This window comes from Streptomyces sp. NPDC050658 (assembly GCF_044457025.1).
In the GTDB taxonomy this organism is placed as follows: Bacteria; Actinomycetota; Actinomycetes; order Streptomycetales; family Streptomycetaceae; genus Streptomyces.
Window position 1 is genome coordinate 121335 of sequence record NZ_JBITGM010000003.1, and the last position, 15201, is coordinate 136535.

General features: G+C 71.2%; 14 protein-coding genes. 6 read left to right on the plus strand and 8 right to left on the minus strand.

Annotated features, from left to right (window positions below):
• Window positions 1–90 precede the first annotated feature (90 nt).
• Window positions 91–3504: a BTAD domain-containing putative transcriptional regulator gene (locus ACIBKX_RS12095; RefSeq protein WP_363276506.1), complete on the minus strand. Its 3414-nt coding sequence runs from the start codon at window positions 3502–3504 to the stop codon at window positions 91–93.
• Window positions 3505–3639: 135 nt separating this feature from the next.
• On the opposite strand from ACIBKX_RS12095, the gene ACIBKX_RS12100 reads away from it, so the two are divergent.
• The gene (locus ACIBKX_RS12100; protein ID WP_363276505.1) at window positions 3640–4776 is read left to right on the plus strand and encodes an NADP-dependent oxidoreductase; all 1137 of its coding nucleotides are present in this window, start codon (window positions 3640–3642) and stop codon (window positions 4774–4776) included.
• Here the strand turns inward: ACIBKX_RS12100 and ACIBKX_RS12105 are convergent.
• From ACIBKX_RS12105 to ACIBKX_RS12115, 3 genes are all read right to left on the minus strand, one after another.
• The gene (locus ACIBKX_RS12105) at window positions 4766–5557 is read right to left on the minus strand and encodes an SAM-dependent methyltransferase (protein ID WP_363276504.1); all 792 of its coding nucleotides are present in this window, start codon (window positions 5555–5557) and stop codon (window positions 4766–4768) included. The genes ACIBKX_RS12100 and ACIBKX_RS12105 overlap by 11 nt on opposite strands.
• A 179-nt stretch (window positions 5558–5736) precedes the next feature.
• Window positions 5737–6927 (minus strand): glutathionylspermidine synthase family protein, encoded by a 1191-nt coding sequence (locus ACIBKX_RS12110; protein WP_363276503.1) that lies wholly within the window; start codon window positions 6925–6927, stop codon window positions 5737–5739.
• 50 nt (window positions 6928–6977) lie between these two features.
• Window positions 6978–7310 carry a hypothetical protein gene (locus ACIBKX_RS12115; protein ID WP_363276567.1) on the minus strand — a complete coding sequence of 111 codons (333 nt, stop codon included), beginning with the start codon at window positions 7308–7310 and terminating at the stop codon, window positions 6978–6980.
• A gap of 266 nt (window positions 7311–7576) precedes the next feature.
• On the opposite strand from ACIBKX_RS12115, the gene ACIBKX_RS12120 reads away from it, so the two are divergent.
• Window positions 7577–8422 carry a hypothetical protein gene (locus ACIBKX_RS12120; protein ID WP_363276566.1) on the plus strand — a complete coding sequence of 282 codons (846 nt, stop codon included), beginning with the start codon at window positions 7577–7579 and terminating at the stop codon, window positions 8420–8422.
• Between the two features lie 169 nt (window positions 8423–8591).
• On the opposite strand, the gene ACIBKX_RS12125 is transcribed toward ACIBKX_RS12120, so the two are convergent.
• Entirely contained in the window at window positions 8592–10007 is a 1416-nt protein-coding gene (locus ACIBKX_RS12125) for a PLP-dependent aminotransferase family protein (RefSeq protein ID WP_363276502.1), read from the minus strand.
• Window positions 10008–10054: 47 nt separating this feature from the next.
• Here ACIBKX_RS12125 and ACIBKX_RS12130 point away from each other — a divergent pair, with 47 nt between their 5' ends.
• Genes ACIBKX_RS12130 through ACIBKX_RS12140 form a run of 3 tightly spaced genes read left to right on the plus strand, consistent with a single transcriptional unit; the run spans window position 10055 to window position 11732 of the window.
• On the plus strand, window positions 10055–10582 hold the full coding sequence (locus ACIBKX_RS12130; RefSeq protein ID WP_363276501.1) for a carboxymuconolactone decarboxylase family protein: 528 nt from the start codon (window positions 10055–10057) through the stop codon (window positions 10580–10582).
• Window positions 10579–11025, plus strand: a complete 447-nt coding sequence (locus ACIBKX_RS12135; protein WP_363276500.1) for a carboxymuconolactone decarboxylase family protein — start codon at window positions 10579–10581, stop codon at window positions 11023–11025. Before ACIBKX_RS12130 ends, ACIBKX_RS12135 begins: the two co-directional genes overlap by 4 nt.
• Window positions 11022–11732 (plus strand): isocitrate lyase/phosphoenolpyruvate mutase family protein, encoded by a 711-nt coding sequence (locus ACIBKX_RS12140; RefSeq protein WP_363276499.1) that lies wholly within the window; start codon window positions 11022–11024, stop codon window positions 11730–11732. The genes ACIBKX_RS12135 and ACIBKX_RS12140 overlap by 4 nt, the downstream gene beginning before the upstream one ends.
• A gap of 158 nt (window positions 11733–11890) precedes the next feature.
• Here the strand turns inward: ACIBKX_RS12140 and ACIBKX_RS12145 are convergent, their stop codons facing one another.
• Window positions 11891–12610: a hypothetical protein gene (locus tag ACIBKX_RS12145; protein ID WP_363276498.1), complete on the minus strand. Its 720-nt coding sequence runs from the start codon at window positions 12608–12610 to the stop codon at window positions 11891–11893.
• A 222-nt stretch (window positions 12611–12832) separates the two neighbouring features.
• Here ACIBKX_RS12145 and ACIBKX_RS12150 point away from each other — a divergent pair, with 222 nt between their 5' ends.
• Window positions 12833–13297 (plus strand): hypothetical protein, encoded by a 465-nt coding sequence (locus ACIBKX_RS12150; RefSeq protein WP_363276497.1) that lies wholly within the window; start codon window positions 12833–12835, stop codon window positions 13295–13297.
• 30 nt (window positions 13298–13327) lie between these two features.
• On the opposite strand, the gene ACIBKX_RS12155 is transcribed toward ACIBKX_RS12150, so the two are convergent.
• Both ACIBKX_RS12155 and ACIBKX_RS12160 read right to left on the minus strand, forming a co-directional pair.
• Window positions 13328–14068 carry a class I SAM-dependent methyltransferase gene (locus ACIBKX_RS12155; protein ID WP_399375742.1) on the minus strand — a complete coding sequence of 247 codons (741 nt, stop codon included), beginning with the start codon at window positions 14066–14068 and terminating at the stop codon, window positions 13328–13330.
• Window positions 14069–14234: 166 nt separating this feature from the next.
• Window positions 14235–15200: a glycine betaine ABC transporter substrate-binding protein gene (locus tag ACIBKX_RS12160; RefSeq protein WP_363273049.1), complete on the minus strand. Its 966-nt coding sequence runs from the start codon at window positions 15198–15200 to the stop codon at window positions 14235–14237.
• Window position 15201 lies beyond the last annotated feature (1 nt).

Genomic DNA, 15201 nt, shown 5'->3' on the forward strand with positions numbered 1-15201 from the left:
GGACGGGGCGGGGACGGGGACGAGGACGAGGACGGGGAGGTGCGGGGCTTCGGGGAATCGGCACTTGGGGAGTGGCGGCGCTGTGAGGCGTCACCAGGTTTCGGGTGGGGTTTGGTGGCCGTGGGTGAAGGCCGCTTCGTAGGGCGTCTCGCCCAGGGCTGAGCGGGAGCGGTGGGCGGCGCGGTCAGTGTCGGCGCGTTCGGCGGGTGGCAGCGGGCTGCCGGTGGATGCGCGCAGGGCGGCCGCGGTGCCGAGGAGTCGGGCGGCGCGGAGGTGGTCGCCTGCCAGGGAGCCGGCTCCGGCGAGGCCTTCCAGGGCGAGGGCGACGGCGCGTTCGTCACCCGTGGCGCGGGCCGTGGCGAGGCCTTCGCGGTGGAGTTGCTCGGCGCGTTCGGCGTCGCCCCGCTGTTCGGCGACGTAGCCGAGCTGGGCCAGGATCAGGGCGGTGCCGGAGTCGACGCCCAGGCGTCGGTTCCAGGCCAGCCAGGGCAGCAGGTGCCGCTCGGCCTCGTCCAGGTCGCCGCGGCGGCGGGCGCCGAGGGCCAGGCCCGTCTCGGCGAACTGTTGGGCGGGGAGGTGCGAGTGCTGCTCGGCGAGGCGGGCGGCGCGGTGGTGGAAGTCCGTCGCGGCGGTGTCGTCGCCGGTGAGCAGGGCGATGCGGCCGAGGCGGGAGAGGCGGAAGGAGACATCGGTCCACAGGCGCAATTGCTCGGCGTCGCGCATGCCGTCGTGGTGGAGTCGGGCGGCGGTCTCGTAGTCGGCGGCGATCTCGGCCAGGACGCCGAGCTGCTCGGAGGCCTGCAACTGGCCCCAGCGGTCGCCTAGTTCGGCGAACCGGGCGCCGCTGGCCTCGGCGTCGCGGCGGAGGGCGGCGAGGTCGCCTCGGTAGAGGGCCCGGGTGGCGCGGGTGCTGAGGGCCGCCGCCACGCCCCAGGGGTCGTCCGCCGCGCGGAACTCCGCCAGGAGCGCGTCGAGTCCGTCCTCCTCGTGCGGCTTACGGAATCCGCTGCGGGCGAAGGCGAGGAGCCAGCGGGAGCGGATGTCGGCGTCGGCATCGTCATCGGCGGCGGGGATGGAGCGGGACGCGTCACCGGTCAGCAGGGCGAAGGCAGCGCGGGAGGTGCGGGCCGAGGCGGCGGCTGCCGCCACGTGTGGGTGCGGTTCTGGGTGCGGGTCGGTGGTCAGGGACTGGGTCAGGGAGCGGGTGGCTTCGCCCAGGCGTCCGCGGAGGAACCAGTACCAGGTCAGGGAGTTGGTGAGGCGTAGGGCGAGGGGGGTGTTCGAGGGGTGGTCCTCGGGCCCGGTGTCGGGGGATGCCGTGTCGCCGAGGGTGGTGGGGGTGGCTGTCGCCCAGGCAAGCGCCGCGCGGAGGTTGGGCGTTTCGGTGTCGAGGCGGTGCAGCCAGTGGTGTTGGTCGGGGCCGTGGAGGTGGGGGGCGGATTGTTCGGCGAGGCGGGTGTAGTGGTGGGCGTGGCGGTGGCGGGCGTCGTGGGTTCCGTTCGCCTCGGCGAGGCGTTCGAGGCTGTAGGCGGTGACGGATTCGAGCATGCGGTAGCGGACACCGTGGAAGGTGTGGGGTCCGCTGGTTCCGGTTCCGGTTCCGGATCCGGATCCGGATCCGGATCCGGATCCGTCGTCCGTGCCGTGGGTCGTGGTGAGGAGGGAGCGGTCCACGAGGCGAGTGATCAGGTCGAGGACGTCCAGGTCCTCGGCAGCCGGGGTGCCGCACACCGCTTCGGCGGACTCCAGGGTGAAGCCGCCGCTGAAGACCGCGAGTCGGCGGAGTACGGACTGCTCGTCCGGGGTCAGCAGTTCCCAGCTCCAGTCGATCATCGCGCGCAGGGTGCGCTGTCGGGCGGGGGCGTCGCGTCGGGCCTGGTTCAGGAGGCGGAAGCGGTCGTGCAGCCGGTCGGCGAGTGCGTGTACGCCGAGGGCGCGTACGCGAGTGGCGGCCAGTTCGACGGCGAGCGGGATGCCGTCGAGGCGGCGGCAGATGAGGGCGGCGTCGGCGGTGTTCTCCGCGTTCAGGGCGAAGCCGGGGGCCGTGGCGGCGGCTCGTGCCGCGAACAGCTCCAGGGCATCCGACTCGCCGAGCGGGGCGACGGACTCCAGGGTCTCGGCGGACAGGGCGAGGGGCTCCTGGCTGGTGGCCAGGACCCTCAATCCGGGTGCATGCCGCAGGAGTTGGCCGACCAGGGCGGCCGTCTCGTCGAGGACGTGCTCGCAGTTGTCGAGGACGAGGAGAAGCCGCCGCGGGGCGAGGGCCCTGGACAGGAGGATGGGGAGGGGCGCCATCGACCCGGCCCCGGAGCCAACGCCGGGCGGCCCACCCTCGGCCCGGCCCCCCGCCGCCTCGTCCCGGATCAGCGAGGCGTCGTCGCGGATGCCCAGGGCCGCGGCCACCGTTTCGGCGACGTCCGTCTTGGTGCCCGCCAGTTCCACCAGCCAGACGCCCTCGCCGAAGGTGTCCGTCAGGCCCGCCGCCGCTTCCAGCGCGAGCCGTGTCTTGCCCACGCCGCCGGGGCCGGTGAGGGTCACGAGGCGTGTGGTGCGGAGCAGTTCGCGTACGTGCGCCACCGCGTCCTCGCGGCCGATGAGGGGGGTTACAGGTGCGGGAAGGTTCGTGCGGGGGTGTGTGGGCGGGGCGGGCGGAGATGGTTCGGAGGGCGTGGATGTGCTCGCGGAGAGTTCCGGGGCCTGGCGGAGTATCGCTTCGTGGAGGGCGGAGAGTTCGGCTCCGGGGTCCGTGCCCAGGTCTTCGGCCAGTCGTTCGCGCAGGTCACGGTAGGTGGCGAGGGCCTCGGTCGGGCGGCCGGCGCGGTAGAGGGCGCGCATGTGCACGGCGCGCAGGCGTTCCCGCAGCGGCTGTTCCGCCACCAGCTCGGACAACTCGTCTGTGAGCGCGGCATGTTCGCCCGCACCGGCGAGCTCCAGACGGAGTTCGGCCCGTACCTCCTGGGCCGTGAGCCGCTGCTCCTCCAGCCGGGCCGCTCCCGCCCGCGCGAAAGCGGCGTCGCGGAAGTCCACGTATGCGGGCCCGCGCCACAAGGCCAAGGCCTCCGAGAGCCATTTCACCTTCGTACGCCGATCGCCCTCGGCGCCCCCACCGTCACCCTCGCCCCTGCCACCCCCGCCGGCGACACCATCCCCCGCTCCACCGCCGTACGCCAGAGATGTCAGCGCGGTGAACCGGCCCGCGTCCGTCGATTCCGGCGCCGCTCGCAGCAGATAGCCGGACGGTCCGAACTCCACGAGTTCCCGTGCGCCCGACTCCGCCTTCTCCAGGGCGCGGCGCAGCTGGGAGACCTTGGTCTGGAGGCTGTTGGCGGGGTTGCCCGGCAGTCGGTCGCCCCAGAGGTCGTCGATCAGTACGTCCGCCGGGACGGGCCGCCCCTCGTGCAGCAGGAGATTCGCGAGCAGCGCACGCACCTTGGGCTCCGGGACCGGGACGACCGCCCCGCCCTCCGTGCGCACCACCAGTGGGCCCAGCACCTCGAATCGCATGCGGCAACGGTAATGCGGGCCGGTCAGAGGGCGTTCATCAGCCGCCGTGCGTGATCCGTCAGCGTTCCGTGCGCGGCCCCCGGCACGGTAGTCCCGACACCGCAACCGAACCCCTCCAGAAGGAGCCCCACCACCATGAGCGCGAACACGAACCCGAACACGAACCCGACCACGAACGCGAAGGCGAACGCGACCGGCACCCCCACCCCCACCGCCACCTCCCGCGAGATCCGCCTCGCCGCCCGGCCCACCGGCGAACCCTCCGCCTCCGACTTCGAGTTGGCCACCACCCCCGTCCCCGAACCGGCCGACGGGCAGATCCTCGTGCGGAACACCTGGATGTCGGTGGACCCGTACATGCGCGGCCGCATGGACGACGCCCCCTCCTACATCCCGCCCTTCGAGATCGGGGCCGCGCTCGAAGGCAGTGCGGTCGGCGAGGTCGTCGCCTCGCGGGCGGACGGCATTCCGGTGGGCGCGACCGTCTCGCACTTCCTGGGCTGGCGGGAGTACGCCGTGCTGGACGCGGCGGCGGCCACCGTCGTCGACACCGCGCTCGCCCCCGCGAGCGCCTACCTCGGCCCGCTCGGCACGACCGGCCTCACCGCGTACGCGGCGCTCACCCGCACCGCCCCGGTCCGCGAGGGCGACGTCGTGTTCGTCTCCGCGGCGGCGGGCGCGGTCGGCAGCGTCGCCGGGCAGTTGGCCCGCGAGCTCGGGGCGTCCCGCGTGATCGGCTCGGCGGGCGGACCCGCCAAGACGAGGAAGCTGCTCGACACGTTCGGCTATGACGCCGCCATCGACTACCGGCAGGGCGGCATAGCCGAGCAGCTCGCCCAGGCCGCGCCCGACGGCATCGACGTATACCTGGACTCGGTCGGCGGAGACCATCTGGAAGCGGCGATCGGTGCCATCCGCACGGGCGGCCGGATCGCCCTGGTCGGCGCCATCAGCGGTTACAACACCACCGAACCGGCACCGGGTCCGAGCAACCTCTTCCGTGCCGCCACTCACGAGGCGACGCTGCGCGGCATGCTCGTCAGCAGCCACTTCGATCTGTTCCCCGAGTGGATCGGCAAGGCGGCGGGGCTGCTGGCCGACGGCACGCTGCGCACCGAGGAGACCGTCGTCGAGGGCATCGAGCGGGCGCCCGAGGCCTTCCTCGGAGTGCTGCGCGGGGCCAACACCGGGAAGATGCTGGTCAGGCTCAACGGCCCCAGCAGCCCCAGCAGCCCCAGCGGACTCAGCGGCCCCAGCAGCCTCAGCGCTTGACGCCCACCCCGCCGAACATGGCCACGTCCTCCAGGCCCGACTCCGTGCCGGGCTCCGGTCGCCAGCGGTTGCAGGACAGCACACCCGGCTCCAGCAGCTCCAGCCCCTCGAAGAAGTCCGCGACCCGCTCGGGAGTGCGCTGGGTCAGCTTCGGAGTGCCGTTCTCGTTCCAGAACGCCACCGCGTCGTCCACGTCGGGCATCTGGGGGCTGGTGATGGTGTGGGAGAGGACGAGGTGGCTGCCGGCCGGCAGGGCGTCGAGCAGCCGTCGCACGATGCCGTACGCCTCGGGGTCGTCCTCGATGAAGATGACGACCCCGAGGAGCATCAGCGCGATCGGCTGGTCGAAGTCCAGGGTCCTCGCGGCGTGTTCGAGGATCGTGTCGACGTTGCGCAGGTCCTCGTCGAGGTAGTCCGTGCGGCCCTCGGGGGTACTGGTGAGCAGGGCGCGCGCGTGGGTGAGCACCAGCGGGTCGTTGTCGACGTAGACGACGCGCGATTCGGGGGCGAGGCCCTGGGCCACCTCGTGGGTGTTGTCGGCGGTCGGCAGTCCGGTGCCTATGTCGAGGAACTGCCGGATGCCGCAGTCCTGGACGAGGTGCCGCACCGCCCGGCCGAGGAACAGGCGGTCGGCGCGGGCGTATTCGCCGATGCCGGGGTGCAGCGTGCGGATCTGGTCGCCGGCCACCTGGTCGACGGGGTAGTTGTCCTTGCCGCCGAGCCAGTAGTTCCAGATGCGGGCCGTGTGCGGCTGGGTGGTGTTGATCCTGCTGTCGGCCATGATGCGGTTCGCCTCCGGTACGTTTCGATCAATCGGCAGCGTACTCGGAGGAGTTGACGCACCTCGGCTCCCCCATGAACCCCCGACGAATCACATGCGGCTGAGCCCTCGGTGAATCACATGCGGCTGAATCACTCAGGGCATTCAGACAGAACATTCAGACAGAACATTCCGAGCATTCAGAGAATCACGTGCGGCAGGAAACGCGCGTACTCGTCCGTGATCAGTCCCGACGACTCGCGGATGCCCAGCCCCGCCGCCTCGTCCTCCACGACCCACGCGCCGAGCACGACACGGTTGCCGTCGAAGTCCGGCAGCGGTGCCAACTCCTGGTAGCAGCAGGCCTCTTCGCGTACGACCGGCTCGGCGCCCGGCGGGTGCACGGTGACGCCGGCGCCCTCGCGGCCGAGTAGCGGCTTGGCGACGTAACCGCGTTCCGTCGCCAGCTCGCGGGGGCCGTCCAGGTAGGCGGGGAGAAGGTTCGGGTGGCCGGGATACAGCTCCCAGAGGATCGCGAGCAGCGCCTTGTTGGAGAGCAGCATCTTCCAGGCGGGCTCGATCCAGAGCGTCGAACCCGTGCCGCCGCCGTTGTCGAGGGTGTCCAGGACGTGCGGGGCGAACCGGTCGGTGGTCAGCCACTCCCACGGGTAGAGCTTGAAGCAACTGCGCATGAAGCGGAGCTTCTTGTCGACGAAGCGGCGGGAGAGCCGGTCCCAGCCGATGTCCTCCATGGAGATGGCCTCGGTGTCGAGGCCGGCCTGCTGGGCGGTCTCGCGCAGATACGCGACCGTCATCAGGTCCTCACCGAGCTCGTCGCCCGCGGAGTGCGCGAAGTAGAGCGGGGCGCCGGGCGGCAGCAGGGCGGCCTGCTTCTTCCAGGCGTCGACGAGGCGCTCGTGCAGGGAGTTCCACTGGTCGGCGCCGGGGAAGCACTCCTCCATCCAGAACCACTGCGGGCTCGCGGCCTCGACGAGGGAGGTGGGGGTGTCCGCGTTGTACTCGAGGAGCTTGGCGGGCGCGCCGTCACGTCCGTCGTAGTGCAGGTCGAACCTGCCGTAGAGGGAGGGGAGTTCCGCGCGGCGGCGCCAGGCCTCGGTGACCGCGTCGGCGATCCGGGGGTCCGTGATGCCGAGGTCGGCGAGGCGGTCGTGCGCGACGATGTGCTCGGCCGCGGCGAGGCACATGGCGTGCAGTTCCTCGACGACCTCCTCCAGGGCCTCGACCTCGGGGAGCGAGAAGACATAGTGCGCCGACTCGTCCCAGTAGGGGCGCAGGGAGCCGTCGGGGTAGCGGGTGAGGGGGTAGATGAGCCCCTGGTCCTCGACGGTCTGCTGCCAGCCGGGGCGGGGGGTGATGGTGCGGCGTTCCATGGTGGTCTCGGCCTCGGTGTCGGGTACTGGGTCGGTCGCTGCCGGGCCGCTCAGCCGCCGCTGCTGCCGCTGCAGCCGAAGCCGTCGCGGTCGACGGCCTCGCTGCGGCTGAAGGTGCCGTAGTCGGCGTAGCGGCCCTCGACGTCGGCGTCGTAGTACCAGTCGGCGTCCATGCGGCCGCCGGTCTTGCCGGTGCCGGTGCCGTACGAACTGCCGCCCGACGTGCGGCCCTTGCCCGAGGAGTACGAGCTGCCGCCGCCGCTCGTGCAGTTCTTGTCGGCGACGATTTTGTAGCCGTTCATGAGGTCGTAGCTGTCGCGGTCCACGCACCGCCGGTCCGGCTCCGAGCTGCAGGCGCTGAGGGCGGCGGCGAGGACGCCCATTCCGCCGAGTACGACTGTGCTGGAGCGAAGTTTGCGGCGCTGCTTCTCGCGCTTGCCTGGCTGCTCCGCGCCCTGCGGGTGCCTCGCCTGCTCCGTGTGCTCCGCGTGCTCTGCCTGCTCTGCGTGCTGCGTCGCCGCCATGTCCCGTGTCTCTCCCCGTTGTCGTGTACGTGATGACCGGCGTTCAGCGTAGGGAAGCGGTCGCCCGCCCCGCCAATCGGCTCCGCCGAATCCCCTTCCTCTACAGTCACTTCGTGTCTCTTGGGATGATTTGCGCGCTCGGTTCCGCGGTCTGTTTCGGCACGGCCTCCGTTCTCCAGGCGATCGCCGCGCGCGCGACCGCGCCGGGGACGGGCTCCGGAGTCGATCCGGCGTTGCTACTGCGTGCGGTGCGGCAGTGGCGGTACGTCGTGGGGCTCGGCCTCGACGGGCTCGGTTTTCTGCTGCAGATCGTGGCGCTGCGCTCCGTCCCGATCTACGCGGTCGGGGCGGCGCTCGCCGCGAGCCTCGCCGTCACGGCGGTGGTGGCCGCACGGCTGCTGCGGGTGCGGCTGAGCGGGGTGGAGTGGGGCGCGGTGGGCGTGGTGTGCGCGGGTCTGGCGATGCTGGGGCTCGCGTCCGGGGACGAGGGCGACGGAGAGGGCTCGACGGCTCTTCGGTACGTGATGCTGGGGATCGCGGCGGCGGTGCTGGTGCTCGGCGCGGTGGCGGGGCGACTGCCGGACCGGGGGCGGGCGCTGGTGCTCGGTCTGGGGGCGGGGTTCGGTTTCGGGGTGGTGGAGGTGGCCGTACGCCTCATCGACGAGGTCTCGCCGGGGGCGCTGCTCACCAATCCGGCGACGTACGCGCTGCTGGTGGGCGGCGGTGCGGCCTTCCTGCTCCTGACGTCCGCGCTGCAACGGGGCTCGGTGACGACCGCCACCGCGGGGATGGTGATCGGGGAGACGGTGGGCCCCGCGCTGGTGGGGGTGGTGTGGCTCGGCGACCGGACGCGGGAGGGGATGGGGTGGTTGGCGGTGGCGGGGTTCGTGGTGGCGGTCGCGGGGGCACTGGCACTGGCCCGATTCGGGGAGGCGCCGGCAGAGAGGGCGGTGGAGGAGTCTGCGGCGTAGGGCTCACCGGACCCGATCCGGCGTATGGCTCACCGAACCCGCTCCGGCGTAGGGCCTCGCCTTGGAACCCACCCGGGCTGACGGCCCACCCCAGGACCCGATCCAGCGCAGGCCTCGCCTTGGAACCCGCCCCCGGCGGAGGCCCCCCGGGGTAAAGCACCCCCTCCCCCTACGGCAACACCCCGCACAACGCCTCCAACGCCCCCGCCCAAGCGTGGTCCGGCGGTGTGCCGTAGCCCACCACCAGCGCGTCCCGGCGGGGCACCCGTGCCGACGGGTGGCGGAACTGGGAGAGGCCCTGCAGGGCCAGGCGCTGCCAGCTTGCCGCCTCCACCACCGAGCGTTCCGTGCCCGGCGGGAGTTCCAGGACCGCGTGCAGGCCCGCCGCGATGCCCGTCGCCCGGACCTCCGGTGCGCGGGCCGCCAGCGCGGCGACCAGCTGGTCCCGGCGGCGGCGGTACCGGAGCCGCGCCCCGCGCACATGACGGTCGTACGCACCCGAGGTGATGAACTCCGCCAGGGTCAGCTGATCCAGCGCCCCGCAGGCCCAGTCGGCGCCGCCCTTCGCCTCGACGGCCTCCGCGGCGATCGACGCCGGAAGCACCATCCAGCCGAGCCGGAGGCCGGGGGCGAGGGACTTGCTGGCCGTGCCGAGGTAGACCACGCGGTCGGGGTCGAGGCCCTGGAGCGCGCCCACCGGCTGACGGTCGTAGCGGAACTCCCCGTCGTAGTCGTCCTCCAGGATCAGCCCGCCCTCGCGCCGCGCCCAGTCCACGGCGGCCGCCCGCCGGTCGGGATGCAGCGGGACCCCCATCGGGAACTGGTGCGCGGGAGTCAGCAGCGCCACCTTCGCGGAGCCCGGCCCCAACTCGTCCGTGGACGTGCCCAGTTCGTCGAACGGCAGCGGGCGCGTGCGCAGCCCCGCCCGCTTCAGCAGGTTCCAGTGCACGTCGAGGCCGTACGACTCCACCGTCACCTCACGCAGGCCGCGCGCACGCAGCACCCCGCCGAGGACCATCAGACCGTGCGCGAACCCGGAGCAGATCACGATGCGGTCGGGGTCCGCCGTGACGCCGCGCGCCCGCGAGAGGTAGTCCGCGAGCGCGGTGCGCAGTTCGATCCGGCCGCGCGGATCGCCGTATCCGAGCGCGTCGTTGGGGGCGGCGGCCAGCGCGCGGCGGGCCGCCTTGAGCCATTCGGCGCGCGGGAACGAGGCGAGGTCCGGGGTGCCGGGCATCAGGTCGTACGTCGCCGAACCACCCCTCCTGCGGGGGCGCGCCGGCGCGGCGGGGCGCGGTACGGTCCGCTCCGCGACCCGCGTGCCGGAGCCCTGCCGCGCGGTGAGCCAGCCCTCGGCGACCAGATCGGCGTAGGCGTCGGCGACCGTGTTCCGCGCGATGCCGAGGTCCACGGCGAGCGACCGGGACGACGGCAGCCGGGTGCCGGGGGCCAGGCGTCCGCCGCGCACGGCCTCGCGCAGGGCGTCCGTCAGCCCCTTGCGTACGCCCGCGTGGCCGCCACCTCCGTGGACTCCGGCCGTCTCCAGATGCAGGTCGACACCCAAAGTGGCCCACGAATCTCCCATGGGAATGGACCATACCCTTGGGCTATTCCCGTCGTACGGTCGATGGCATGACGACCACGAACGACCACCCCGCCGACGCAGAACCGCAGGCCAGGCAGTACGTCCACGAACACACCGCGCGCCTCGACTGGGCCCGGCACGCCCCCGAGGTCTTCAAGGCGATGATCCGCCTCGACGCGGCCGCCCGTAAGGGCCTCGACCCGGTGATCTTCGAGCTGGTCAAGATCCGCGCCTCGCAGATCAACCACTGCGCCCTCTGCCTCGACATGCACACCAAGGACGCGCTGGCCGCGGGCGAGAGCGTGGAGCGGATCATCCAGCTCAGCGCCTGGGAGGAGTCGCAGCACTTCTACACGGCCAAGGAGGTCGCCGCGATCGAGCTGACCGAGGCGGTCACCGTCCTGACCGACGGTTTCGTGCCGGACGAGGTGTACGAGAGGGCCGCCGAGCACTTCGCCGAGGAGGAGCTGACCCAGCTGATCGCCGCCATCACGGTCATCAACGCCTGGAACCGCTTCGGCGTCTCGACCCGCCAGGTGCCGGGCCACTACAAGGCGGGAGACCTCGCCAAGTGAGCCCTCGTACGACGCACTTGGACAAGCGGGTCGGCAGCGCGCTGAGCACCATGAGCGCCGCCGCGAAGAAGGGGCTCGGCGACCCCGTCCTCGCCGAGCTGGTGATGATCCGGGCCTCGCAGATCAACGCGTGCGCGTTCTGTCTGGACATGCATGTCGACATCGCGGTGCGGGAGGGGGAGAGTGCCAAGCGGATCGCTCTCCTCAATGCCTGGGAGGAGGCCGGCGCTCTGTTCAGCGAGCGGGAGCGTGCCGCGCTCGCGCTGACCGAGGCGGTCACCGTCCTGACCGACGGATTCGTTCCGGACGCCGTGTACGAGACGGCCGCGAAGCACTTCGAAGAGACTGAACTCGCCCATCTCATCGCGCTGATCACCGTCATCAACAGCTGGAACCGCGTGATGGTCAGCCGCCGCATCGAACCTGGGGGATACACGCCATGAGCAAGGTCGACGACTTCAGGGCCCTGCACACCGGACGGGCGGCCGGGGATCCGCTGGTCCTGCCCGGACCGTGGGACGCGGCGAGCGCGCGCGTCTTCGTGGAGGCGGGCTTCCCCGCCCTTGCGACGCCGAGCGCGGGGGTCGCGGCGTCGCTCGGGTACGCCGACGGGGAGGTCCCCGCGGACGAGATGTTCGCGGCGGTCGCCCGGATCGTCAGGTCGGTCGACGTGCCCGTCAGCGCGGACATCGAGCGCGGCTACGGGCTCGCCCCGAAGGAGCTGGTGGAGCGGCTCCTGGAGACGGGGGCGATCGGCTGCAACCTGGAGGACTCGACCCCCGAGGGGCTCAAGGACCCGCGGGAGCAGGCCGATTGGCTGGCCGAGGTGCGGGCCGCCGCCGGGGACCGGCTGTTCGTCAACGCCCGCGTGGACACCTTTCTGCGGGGCGTCGCGGACCCGGAGCGGGCCGTCGAGCGGGCCCGGCTCTATGTCGCGGCGGGCGCGGACTGCGTGTATCCGATCCTCGCGCCCGCGGAGGCGCTCCCCGTGCTGCGGGAGTCCGTCGAGGGGCCGATCAACGCGGCGGCGAAGCCGGACGGGGACCTGCGGGCGCTCGGGGAGCTGGGGGCCACGCGGATCACGTTCGGACCCGGACTCCAGATCGCGGCGACGGCCGCGCTGCGGGGGATCGCGGAGAAGTTGGCCTAGCCGAACGCCTGGAAGCAAGGGGGGCCGCCCGCGATCACGGGCGGCCCCTTCCGCACATCCTCAGTACGTCACGTCCTCGGTACGTCACGTCCTCAGTACGCCCTCAACACGCCCTCAGTACGTCTTCAGTACGTCCTCAGTACGTCCTCAGTACGTCCTCAGGCCTTCACGCAGCTGAGCTTGACCTTCCTGATCTTGCCGCCGTTCTGGTACGGCCCCTCATGCGCGTTGACGACCCACTTCACCTTGCGCAGACCGGTCGGCGTGTAGTGCCGGCTGAGCAGGTATCCCTGCCGGGAGAGGTCGTGCACGTACAGCTTCGAGCCCTTCTTCGGGTACTTGAACTTGTGCCGGACGTGCCCCGACGAGAAGCTGTTGATCATGACCTGCCGGCCGACGGCGCAGCTCTTGGTGCCGGACCGCTTCGCGGTGATCTTCGTCTTCCACGTCTTCGTGGCGCGGCCGTCCTTGCTGCAGTACGCGTACGCCTTGGTGACGTTGTCCTTGGTGGCCCCGTACGTGCTGGTCACCTTCCACTTCACGCCCTTGCGCCACGTGGGAATGGGGTGACTCTCCAGGCCGTCGAGCGTGAAGCTGTAGAGCCGGCTGTGCAGTTTGCCGCCCGGAGCCTTCCAGCTGATCCGGGCCTCGCCGAGGGCCGTGACCATGATGTGCGCGGTCTGGCCCTTCCGGGCGCAGCGCTTGGAGCCCTTCTTGGAGTGGAATCCCTCGCCCTTGGCCTCCACACCGTCACCAGCGGGGGCGCTTTTCGTGGAAGGGGCGGCCGCGGCCGGTGAGCTCACCGCCACGGGCGTGAGGACCGCGGCACCGGCCGCGAACGCGCAGACCGAAAGGCCCGCACGGCTGGTAAGTCGCATGGAGCGTCTCCTGATAACGGGTCCGGAAGAAACAACTCCCACCGTAGATACGGCCGTTCGGGCCCCGCTATTGTCCGAAAGTGCAGTACGCCGGACGCCATACGGCTCCCGAGCACTTCCCTCCCGCACTGCCCTTTCGTGCAATATCGACGGGCGGTCAGTTGCCCTAGGCTCTGCGGGAATTGAGGGACCGTACCGGCAATTCCCGGAGGTAATCGGCACGTGTTGAAGCAAACGGGGAAAGCGCTCCTCATCGGCACCACCGCCGCGCTCGCCGTCACGACGGCGGCACCGGCGAGCGCCCAGAGCGGGACCCAACCCGCCGCGGCGGCGGCCAAGGTCAGCAAGCACCAGGAGGTCCGCTGCGTCAAACAGAGCGGCCGGACCTGCGCGTACTCGGTCTCCTTCTTCTACTGGAACAAGAAGGGGTCCAAGGTCCGCGGCCTGAACTACGTCCAGACGGCCAGGTCCCCGTACAAGGCGGGCAAGGCCCGCTGGCTGTACAAGCAGCCGGGCGGCAAGACGCACATCGGCAAGGACTGGCGCAGGGCCCACTCGATCCACGGCGCCGCCGAGGTCGAATGGGGCAAGCCGGGGGCCAAGGCGGGCCCGAAGTTCCGCAAGGGCACGCTGGTGTGCGTGCAGTGGAAGGGCGTCGCGAAGAAGGCGTGCCACACGCTCAAGTAACGCCCGCGGCCTGACGCGGCGCGGCGGAATTCACGGTTTGTGGGTCACCCAGAGCAGTTCCGCCGGCCAGCGGTGTGCCCAGTCGGGTGGGTCGGTTTCGTTGTAGCCGTTGGGTGTTCCGGGTTCGGGCCGGGGCTCGATGAGGTCGTCGATGACGAGACCCGCGCCGCGCAGGACCCTGACCCAGTCGCCGTAGGTGAGCTGATAGCTGGTCGCGCCGTCGCCTTCGGCGATGGTGTGCAGCCCGAAGTAGTCCTGCCGCAGCGTCGTGGTCACGCGGGCGGCGGCTTCGTCGTAGCAGGCCTCGAACCAGGGGCTGGCGACGTTGAACACCAGGCGCCCGCCTGGGCGCAGGACGCGTGCGGCCTGCGGGACGGCCAGCTGCGGGGGCGCCCAGCTGAGCCCGCCGAAATCGCAGAACACCAGGTCGAAACTGCCGTCGGCGAACGGGAGGTGTTCGGCGGCGCCCTGCACCAGCGGGTGGCGGGCCCCTCCCATCGCGTCGGCGGCCGCGGCGAGTTGGGCCTCGGACAGGTCGAGCCCGACCACGGTGGCGCCCTCGGCGGCGAGCGCCCTGGACCACTGGCCGGCGCCGCAGCCGAGTTCGAGGACGCGCTTGCCGGTGACGTCACCCAGGGCGTGCAGGTGCGCGTCGGGGATGGAGTACATGCCCCACAGCCGGGGTGCGGCGCCGATCCGCGGGTCGTGCTCGTGCTGGTAGGCGCCGCTGATCCGGTTCCAGAGCCGCCGGTTGGCGGGGATGCTGTCCACGCGCCGACTCCAGCACTGCCTGCCGAAGGCGGTCAACACGATTTGGCCCTGCGCTCAGCATGATCAGGCCCCATGGTCGCGGTGTTCACGGACAACACCGCGACCATCGTCCTCGACGGACTTCGCCTGACCGCCTACCTGCCCTACTGGGCTACTGGGCTACTGCCTACTTGGGAATCCACGACTTCCAAGTCGACCGATGCCCTTCCACCCACTTCTCCGCGGCATCCTGCGGCGACATCTTCTTGTCCGCGATGTTGAGAGAGACCTCGTTCTGGTCCTCCTCGGACCACTTGAAGTTCTTCAGGAACTTCGCCGCCTTGCCGCCGTTCTTGGCGAAGTCCGCGTTGAAATACTTCTGCAGCGGCGTGTGCGGGTACTCGCACTTGATCTTCTCCGGATCGGCGTCGCAGCCCTCCTTGTACGCGGGCAGCTTCACCTCCGTCATCGGCACCTTCTCGAACATCCACTGCGGCTTGTACCAGTACGTCAGGAACGGCTTCTGCTGCTTGGCGAACTGCTTGATCTGGGTGATCTGCGCCGCCTCGGAGCCCGCGAAGACGACCTGGTAGTCCAGGCCGAGGTTCTTCACGAGGGCCTTGTCGTTGGTGAGGAACGACGGGGAGCCGTCCATCAGCTGGCCCTTGTCGCCGCTCTCGGACGTGCGGAACTGGTCGGCGTACTTGTTGAGGTTCTTCCAGTTCGTGACGTCCGGGTGCTTCTTCGCGAAGTACGTCGGGACGTACCAGCCGATGTGGCCGGTCACGCCGACGTCGCCGCCGCGCGCGACCGTCTTCTTGTCGTCGATGTAGAGCTTCTCCTGGTCCGGGTGGCCCCAGTCCTCCATGATCGCGTCGACTCGGCCCTGGCTGAGCGCGTCCCAGGCCGGGACCTCGTCGATCTGGACCTTGTCGACCCGGTAGCCCAGCTCATGGGTGAGCAGATACTCGGCGACGGCCACGTCCGCCTGGGCGCCGACCCAGGACTGGACGGAGAGCGTCACGGTCTTGGCGCCGCCCGCGTTGGCGTACGGGGACGCCTGCTTGGTCATGTCGGCGGCACCGCACCCGGAGAGGGCGATGAGGGCGCCGCCCGCGGTGAGGGCGCTCACCACTCGTGTACGCGTCCGCATG

Excerpts from the sequence above, each read along its gene's own strand:
- ACIBKX_RS12140 (WP_363276499.1), top strand. The coding sequence starts at position 11,022 with ATGAGCAAGGTCGACGACTTCAGGGCCCTGCACACCGGACGGGCGGCC.
- ACIBKX_RS12145 (WP_363276498.1), bottom strand. The coding sequence starts at position 12,610 with ATGCGACTTACCAGCCGTGCGGGCCTTTCGGTCTGCGCGTTCGCGGCC.
- ACIBKX_RS12125 (WP_363276502.1), bottom strand. The coding sequence starts at position 10,007 with ATGGGAGATTCGTGGGCCACTTTGGGTGTCGACCTGCATCTGGAGACG.
- ACIBKX_RS12095 (WP_363276506.1), bottom strand. The coding sequence starts at position 3,504 with ATGCGATTCGAGGTGCTGGGCCCACTGGTGGTGCGCACGGAGGGCGGG.
- ACIBKX_RS12115 (WP_363276567.1), bottom strand. The coding sequence starts at position 7,310 with ATGGGCGTCCTCGCCGCCGCCCTCAGCGCCTGCAGCTCGGAGCCGGAC.
- ACIBKX_RS12110 (WP_363276503.1), bottom strand. The coding sequence starts at position 6,927 with ATGGAACGCCGCACCATCACCCCCCGCCCCGGCTGGCAGCAGACCGTC.
- ACIBKX_RS12130 (WP_363276501.1), top strand. The coding sequence starts at position 10,055 with ATGACGACCACGAACGACCACCCCGCCGACGCAGAACCGCAGGCCAGG.
- ACIBKX_RS12105 (WP_363276504.1), bottom strand. The coding sequence starts at position 5,557 with ATGGCCGACAGCAGGATCAACACCACCCAGCCGCACACGGCCCGCATC.
- ACIBKX_RS12100 (WP_363276505.1), top strand. The coding sequence starts at position 3,640 with ATGAGCGCGAACACGAACCCGAACACGAACCCGACCACGAACGCGAAG.
- ACIBKX_RS12160 (WP_363273049.1), bottom strand. The coding sequence starts at position 15,200 with ATGCGGACGCGTACACGAGTGGTGAGCGCCCTCACCGCGGGCGGCGCC.
- ACIBKX_RS12120 (WP_363276566.1), top strand. The coding sequence starts at position 7,577 with ATGATTTGCGCGCTCGGTTCCGCGGTCTGTTTCGGCACGGCCTCCGTT.